Genomic DNA, 6,000 nt, shown 5'->3' with positions numbered 1-6,000 from the left:
TTCATTCCCAACTTTCCTCTGTTTTTGGTGTTTTTCTCAAGGAATCATCCTTCCATGTTATATTTTCTCTCTGGACAATTAATCCACCCTGCCTCCCCGCAAGCGAAGAGGGGGCTATGATGTACCTCATGTGATTAGGAAACGCTATATCACTTTTTCTTCTAATAACCCAAGTTGCTAGTTATTGATTTAGGCGATCGCTTTCTGCAATAGAATCCCCTCCAGATGTGAAAAAGAAAGGGGAATATGCTAAATATTGGACATACGGCAGATTGCAACAAGCGCCTCTGTACAGATTATTCTAAGGGCACAACATTGTTGTGCCCCTACCTGTGTACCTTATTTACCTGAAAAACGCTGTATATCTCTATGCGCCGAAAAATGGAATGAGTATTAGTAGCAAAACTACTGACAATTTTTGAAATGTGAATCTGGGAATTAATTATGACTAATCCTACAGAACTACTGCGATCGCGCTACGGTGAAATTCCCTTCAATCCCGAAATTGAATGGAATGATTCCCTGACTGCACTACTATCTCACCGTTCAATCCGATCTTATTTAGCTTCACCTCTACCACCGGGAACTCTGGAGTTACTAATTGCTGCCGCCCAATCTGCATCTACTTCCTCTAATTTGCAAACCTGGAGTGTGGTAGCAGTCGAAGATCCACAGCGCAAAGAGGAGTTATCCAAATTAGCGGGAAACCAAGCACATATTAAGCAGGTGCCTTTATTCTTGGTTTGGTTAGCAGACTTAGCACGTCTAAGCTACGTTGCTGACAGTCGCGGCATATCTCATGATGCGCTGGAATACTTGGAAATGTTTGTGACGGCAACAATCGATGCAACTTTGGCGGCGCAAAATGCAGTAGTCGCAGCTGAGTCACTGGGTTTGGGAACAGTATATATCGGGGGAATCAGGAACCACCCCCAAGAGGTAGCAGAGATATTGAATTTGCCTTCTTCTGTGTATGCTGTATTTGGGCTGTGTGTAGGCTATGCCAATCCTGAAGTAGAAGCAGCGATTAAACCACGTTTGCCACAATCAGCTATACTGCACCGTGAAATCTATAAATTGGCAGAACAAGAAGAAGCGATCGCTCACTACAACGACATCATGAAAGAATTCTATACTGAACAAAAGATGAATGTTGCTGGTGATTGGTCAGAACACTCAGCCCAACGGATCGCAACTGTAGAGTCTTTGAAAGGACGCGATCGCTTGCGTGAAGTTCTCAATCACCTCGGTTTCAAATTGCTTTGACTAATTTGTATAGATGCAACAATAGCGTAGTGATAAAGTTTCATATCAACTACGCTGTTGTTATTATTTACAATTTAATCAGAGATCAGACTTGTATTATCGGGTGGAACACTGAAGTGAACTACTCAGACTTGCCTACGGCTGAAGTCTGAGCTTCCCAATTCATCGGCAATAGCCATCAATTACTCCGTAGTTTTTTTGGTCTGACATTCCCTCCAAGGGCAGGAGTCCTGGTTCCCAAGACCCAAATCTTTCTCTTGCGACATATACCTATTAGCTTGGTTTTCGCTTGTGGCATTGATGGTCAAGACAGTAACTATCTTACCAGAAAATCTTTGCGATTCGTTATACATCTGGAATTGATTTTTTACACAGTAAAAAATCAATTCCAGATGTAATCCTTATCACCCGCTCACAATCCCCATCTTAGGAGTACCTTGAAGATGGGGACTTCCGCGATCAGTTAAAAGGCGATCGCCTCACTCGTTTGATTTCCTGAGTAACTCGTTCTTCCAGGTATAAAAACCGATCGTATTCGGAACTCTAGAGAATCGCCCTGTGCGATAACCCCGCGATAATTCCTTCTGTACCGCGCCTTTGACTTGTTTAAGTTCATCTTCAGCAAGTTTTCCATAAAGCCCTTCAATGATTTCATTAATACTGAAAACTTTTGCAGAATTTTGTTCTAAAAAATCGGAAATAGCATTAATCAAAATTAGCCCTTCAAATGCTGCAAGCTTTGGTATTTTTTCAGGTTTTGTTTCGCTAAAGGATTTGTGATTTTTCTGCTTGTTTTGCCCAAAGGAATTTTTAGTGGGATTAGAGGTAAGCAAACGTGAATCTAGAGTATAATACCCAGGCTTCCCTTTAACAAATGACCATTTATTGGTTTCTCTACCTTGGGTAAGTGAAGATTGAACTCGACCTTTAAGTAGTTTGAAGATATCTGGCTCTAACTCTCCATAGAGCGATCGCACGATCACGTCTATGTGAATAATTGTGCCAATCTCTTCTGCCAACAGCCGTTCAATCGCTTCAGTGCGACTTAAAGATTGATACTCTGGCAACATGGGAATCTCTACCCCATATAGCGATCGCTGTTGAGTTGATGTTTCTCTAAGTGGTAATATGGGTGGTTGTGCTAATTCCAGAGTATCTCTAGCTGCGTCAAATCCTCCAGAATCGGAATCGTCCAATTGCAAGAGTTCAAGAGGGCTAGGTTCTTCTAGTTCCATATCAGAGTTATCAGTCAGAAATAATAACGGATTTTCTTCTTTTTCAGGGGTGAATTCTTTGTCGGCTACCTCCGAAGCAAAAGACCAATTAGATAACAAAGCTTCTACGTGAGTGAGATTAGCTTTGGCTTGGGTATATAGTTTTTCGTACTGTTCAACTTGGGGTGCGTAGTAATCTCGCAATGCTAACAGTGGCTCTAAGGCACTTTGGGGAAGCTCTAAGGGGAAGGGACTATTCATAAAATTTAAAGTTAGCTAGGATTTGATGCAGCAAGGTTATAAAACAATATATTTTAGAATTAATTAATATTAGCATTTTAATAATACTTACTAAGACCTATAGAGAGGGTATAGGTTGAGTCGATGGGGAGTATTATCTCCCGCACCTCTCAGTTAAATCTGGGCGTGCGATTTTCATCGCACCCAGCTTCCGATGTTCTCAGCTTGCGCTTTTGCTAATGTGTTTGTAATCGTGGCAACTCTCGTGAATTGCTTCGAGATTATTTTTCTTCCAGTTGGCATGATTTCCGTCGATGTGATGTAGATGAATCCGTTCTTCATCGATGAACTTTAAGCCGCAGGTTGCACATTTATGGTTTTGCTTCTTAAGAGCAATAGAAGTTTCGCCGTCGTAGAGCTTACTGTTACGTTCGCTCCAGTAGGCGATATCACCGTCATAAGGGGATTTTATTCCTTGAACCATGACGTGACTGTTCTCGGAGTAAGGAACTGATGGGAACGCTTTTTTGACTAGTTCTGCACTAGAGTAGCGGTCTTTCTTGGCTTCTTTATTAAATACCGTGAATGCTCTGTGATTTAGGAACCAAAGCGAGTGCTTTGACCCGTTCATATCACAGTGCTTGTGGTAGTTTCTCCAACCTCTAACTACCGGGGCTAATTTCTCAGCCTTTGTGGTAGCACCATAATTCGAGTTGTTAACGATGTGTTTTACTTGTCTTAGGAATGCTTTGAAGTTGTCTACTGAGGGAGTGCTTCTGAATTTTCCGTTTTTCTGTACTTTAAAGTGCCAGCCGAGGAAATCAAACCCATCTGTCGCGGCGGTAACTTTGGTCTTCTTTTGGCTTACATTCATTCCGCGTTTACGGAGGAACTCGCTGATTCTTTCAAGTATCTCTATCGCATTATCTTCGGGTCGAAGTATTATGACCATATCATCCGCGTAACGGACTGATGGCTCAAGGTGGTGTCCCCACTTATCTTTGTATTTGTGTATACTCTCAATCCCGTTGAGTGCGATGTTTGCTAGTAACGGACTGACCACTCCCCCTTGAGGTGTACCCTGTTCGGGGAATTCTGGATTAACTCCCGCCTTGAGGCATCGGAATATACCGAGTTTTAAGCCTTTGGGGGCAATGAGTTCGTCCATTATTGCTGAGTGGTTAATCCTATCAAAGCACTTTTCGATATCGAGTTCTATAACTCGTTTCTCTATTCCTTTGCACGTGGAGCGTAGATTATTAAAGATGTACATTTGTGCATCGTGGGCAGAGCGCCCGGTTCTGAAACCATAACTCCTGGCGTGGAAAGTTGCTTCGTGGGCGGCTTCTAAGGCATATTTTGCTAGGCATTGCCAAGCTCTATCCGCTATGGTTGGTATTTTAAGCATTCTGGTAGTCCCGTCTTTTTTAGGGATGGGTATTTCCCGTAAGCCTTGATGCTTCCAATTTCCGCTATTCACTCTTAGCCATTCTTCCAGATGGAAGCGTTCGCTAAAAGTAAGGGATTTTTTACCATCAATACCAGCCGTCTTTTTACCAGCGTTTAGCTGAGATACTTGTCTTATTGCAAGAAATCGAGCCGAGGTTGATTTTAGAATAAGCTTTTGGAGTAACCGAGCTTTCCGCTTGTTTCCAACTTGAACCGCTTTGTACACGCGCTTTTGAAGGCGGAAAAGATTTCGGCGGAATTTCTTCCACGGTAGGGCTTTCCAAGATTCATTAGTTTTGTAACTGTGTCTAATCATTTTCTCTTCTCTAGTTTGTGTATTCTGAACACCTCGCAACAATTACGTTGCGTCCTACCCGAATCAAAGGAATTCCGTATCTCGTCTTACCTACCTGGAGTTCGACTTTCCCAAGACCTTTGACTCGTTTTTATTCGTTCCCTCGGAGAGATTGATAGTCCCTTTACATGTAGCCATTTTGACCACTGGATTCCCTGGACTCTTACCGCTATCAGTTCAATTGCGGCGGGAATTGTATTCTCCAGTAGAGTCAGGGTTTTTTTTGTTACGCCCTGCTCAGAGGTAGGTCACTTTTTTAGGCTCTGTTTCATCATAGGGACTCCCTATTAGCGCCAGTGTCAACCCGTAACGGCTGTCTGATTGCACCCTGTTCCCAGCTTCGACCTCCCGGAACCGAGCCGGGTCATCGTGGGCAGATAAGGAGTCAGTTCTGAGTCTGAATGGTAGGACTTTCACCTACATCTGTCCGAGAGTTCAACCTTTAATGTCAGTAATCTGCTGACGGGTTGGATTAGTTATGTACGGACTAGTTACCGAGATTCACTAATCAACGAATCGCACTGAACTACCTCTAGTTGGCTTTGCCTGAAAGCTTCAGAAACTCACCCAGAAATTCAAGTTATCAAAGAGTATGCTCGAAGAAACTCATAGTGGCAAATTGAGTTTTAGCTCTGTTCTGGATCAGGGTATAGAATTATTCATTGAAATTCCGGTGTAAATTCAAACCTTTCCCCTTTTCCCCTTACCCTTTCCCCAGACTACACTTTTAGGGGCAACATCAGCCATTAGCAAGCGCTTAAATCGCGTGTTAGTTGTATAAGTTCTACTAAACCATTCAAAAGATAGAGGTTATGTTGGGCAAGTTTTGCAAACAATCAATTGATGGCGAAAGAAACCCAAACTGAGATTGAGGGCGACGCTTACCCTATGGTAATCTTCTATTTGATTCCACTTTTGTACTTAGTAACTATTTCATTGCTCCGTTTCTTTTGACTAGTTTTTCACAAGGAATTAATTATATGGTGAGTAAGATTGACATCAGCAAATCTGTGCCCCGTGAGCGATGGGGTGAATTTTTTGATCAGTTTTCAGATGGTAATCGTGGACGGCATATTTCGATCGAAATCATCGATTCCGAACTCGGTGATGAAAAACTAATTCAGAACGCAACTTTGATGGCGATAATTTACGATCGCCCTGGCAAGGGAAATGATTTAGTGATTGAAGTGGGTGAACATGAAGTGAGCTACGCTCACACCATCGATTCACCAACTGAAGTTTTAACGGGACAGAACTCAAACGGTCAGATTATAGCTATTTGGATCACTGACGCTGGCGAGAGAAAAACATTGATCCAGCTAGAAGCTAGTTGATCTGGTTGAATAAATCCTCCGCACGGGTTTCATCCCAAATTTAAAAGACATTAGAACCTAAAAACTTTTTGGGTTTTTAGGTTTTAATTTCAGGGTTTTCAGCCAAGATTTTTATAATGCTGAGTTCAACTTAGACAGTACC

General features: G+C 42.4%; 4 protein-coding genes. 2 read left to right on the top strand and 2 right to left on the bottom strand.

Translation table 11 applies throughout. The features are described 5' to 3' along the window. The first annotated feature begins 444 nt into the window (after positions 1-444). Positions 445-1,266, top strand: a complete 822-nt coding sequence (locus V7K31_RS29660; protein ID WP_335099748.1) for an NADPH-dependent oxidoreductase — start codon at positions 445-447, stop codon at positions 1,264-1,266. Between the two features lie 479 nt (positions 1,267-1,745). On the opposite strand, the gene V7K31_RS29655 is transcribed toward V7K31_RS29660, so the two are convergent. Next, positions 1,746-2,741, bottom strand: a complete 996-nt coding sequence (locus tag V7K31_RS29655; protein WP_335099746.1) for a hypothetical protein — start codon at positions 2,739-2,741, stop codon at positions 1,746-1,748. A gap of 199 nt (positions 2,742-2,940) precedes the next feature. After that, complete coding sequence (locus V7K31_RS29650; RefSeq protein WP_335099744.1) at positions 2,941-4,485, bottom strand: group II intron reverse transcriptase/maturase; 1,545 nt, start codon at positions 4,483-4,485, stop codon at positions 2,941-2,943. A 1,019-nt stretch (positions 4,486-5,504) separates the two neighbouring features. Here V7K31_RS29650 and V7K31_RS29645 point away from each other — a divergent pair. Further along, complete coding sequence (locus V7K31_RS29645; RefSeq protein WP_335099742.1) at positions 5,505-5,858, top strand: DUF5335 family protein; 354 nt, start codon at positions 5,505-5,507, stop codon at positions 5,856-5,858. The last annotated feature ends 142 nt before the right edge of the window (positions 5,859-6,000 follow it).

Origin of the sequence: Nostoc sp., from assembly GCF_036917675.1 — a bacterium.
GTDB lineage: Bacteria > Cyanobacteriota > Cyanobacteriia > Cyanobacteriales > Nostocaceae > Nostoc.
This window is presented reverse-complemented; position numbering and strand designations above follow the sequence as displayed.

Excerpts from the sequence above, each read along its gene's own strand:
- V7K31_RS29660 (WP_335099748.1), top strand. The coding sequence starts at position 445 with ATGACTAATCCTACAGAACTACTGCGATCGCGCTACGGTGAAATTCCC.
- V7K31_RS29655 (WP_335099746.1), bottom strand. The coding sequence starts at position 2,741 with ATGAATAGTCCCTTCCCCTTAGAGCTTCCCCAAAGTGCCTTAGAGCCA.
- V7K31_RS29650 (WP_335099744.1), bottom strand. The coding sequence starts at position 4,485 with ATGATTAGACACAGTTACAAAACTAATGAATCTTGGAAAGCCCTACCG.
- V7K31_RS29645 (WP_335099742.1), top strand. The coding sequence starts at position 5,505 with ATGGTGAGTAAGATTGACATCAGCAAATCTGTGCCCCGTGAGCGATGG.